Origin of the sequence: Veillonella sp. VA139 (assembly GCF_003992005.1) — a bacterium.
In the GTDB taxonomy this organism is placed as follows: Bacteria; Bacillota; Negativicutes; order Veillonellales; family Veillonellaceae; genus F0422.
Window position 1 is genome coordinate 1 of sequence record NZ_RQVL01000056.1, and the last position, 1,594, is coordinate 1,594.

At 37.3% G+C, this 1,594-nt stretch carries 1 pseudogene; it reads right to left on the bottom strand.

Annotation, left to right across the window (positions count from 1 at the left end):
• Window positions 1-213: 213 nt before the first annotated feature.
• Window positions 214-1,461, bottom strand: a pseudogene (locus EO125_RS09685) (ISL3 family transposase).
• Between the last annotated feature and the right edge of the window lie 133 nt (window positions 1,462-1,594).

Sequence of the window (1,594 nt, forward strand, 5' to 3'; positions counted from 1 at the left end):
GGCTCTTTGTCAAGTTTTGGGGACAGCAATTAATCTATTCAGTTTCTTTCATATAAGAACTGTATAAAAATGTAAATATAATAGAATAATGAGAAACATAAGTGAGATACATGCGATGTAACTAATTTTAGGTATAACAAAGTAGCTCCACTTATGTTTCTTTTTTTGTGGAATAAGTTTTGCACAATATAAATAAGATCAAATATAAATCATCTAGGCAGCCATCGGTACAGAAGCATCAGGTTTGTTGTAGATACTAGGTAAAATCATAAGTAATCTAGCTCTAAATCGACCGAAATGGCGGACGCCATAGCTAGTCCGTTTCAGCACCTTGGTCTTGTTATTACAGCCTTCTGTAAAGCCGTTAGAGTAGGGTAATAGGAAAGCGTTAACTACTTCGTCACGCCAACTTGTAAACGACAGTAGAAGGTTGTTAAATTCGCTAAGATTGGCTACTTTCACAAGAGATAGGAAGTTAGATAATGTTCTCTCAATAGCGGTTCTACCTTATGCCGCAAATAAATGTTCAAAGTAGTGCTTCAATGCGTAAGCTTTTTTTAAATCATCAGAGTTTCGTAGGACTTCAAATAATCGAATGCGTTCTCCCTCAGAAAGTGTACGGAATGCTTTACGACATAGTTTGCGAGACCGTTTAATATAAGGCCCAGAGTTCTTTAAACGCTTCTGCTCGCGTTTTCGTACATTCTCGAAACCCCAACCTACTAGGCGTACTAGATGGAAACGATCGGCAATAATGGTAGCTTTAGGGAAGAGTCTTCTCATCTTAGAGCGGAAAAACTCCGACATATCCATGACTAAATACCGCACATTCGATCGCTTTTGCTCACTAAACTGTGTAAAGTAGTTATATAAAGCTACCTCACTTCTTTCAGGCAGAATATCTAGTACTCTTCTGGCTTTTGGATCTGTGATGATGACCTGGAACTTATGACCACCCGCATTGCCTCTAAATTCATCAATAGCTAGAGTTGCTGGTAAATACTCTGGTATTCCGAAGTTAAATGTCTTATTGAACGTTCGAATAACAGTGGTAACTGACACGTTGACCTCGTTGGCAATATCCGTATAGCTGTGAGTTCCTTGTAACTGGTATACCATCCTAGCGATGACAGCTTTACTCATTTGCAAATGCTTGTCTATGAAACGGTTGTTTTCATTGAAAGTTTTACCACAGGAATTGCAACGGTACCTGCGTTGGTTATACTTTCCAATCTTTTGGATCTTAGTAAACGATGGAATTACATCTGTACCTAACTTGATGGTACGTGTATAATATCCTTTTACTTCTGTGTGTACAGATCCACACTTAGGGCAGATATGAGGTTTTCTAGGTAACTTGATATAAAAGGTGACAGTTTTCCTTTCTTCATCCAATACGATGTCATGAATAAATTTTGTTTTGATATTTGTAAAAAGTTCGGTATAATCTAATGTAGGCATATGCTTCAGTCCTTTCTTTTTTGTTAGCTACTTATATTGTAAAGCAAACTGAATGATATGCCTATTTTTATGCATAAAAAAATATACCTTGGGGGGTGGCTTTTGCTGTCCCCCCAAAATATATTATAGAACC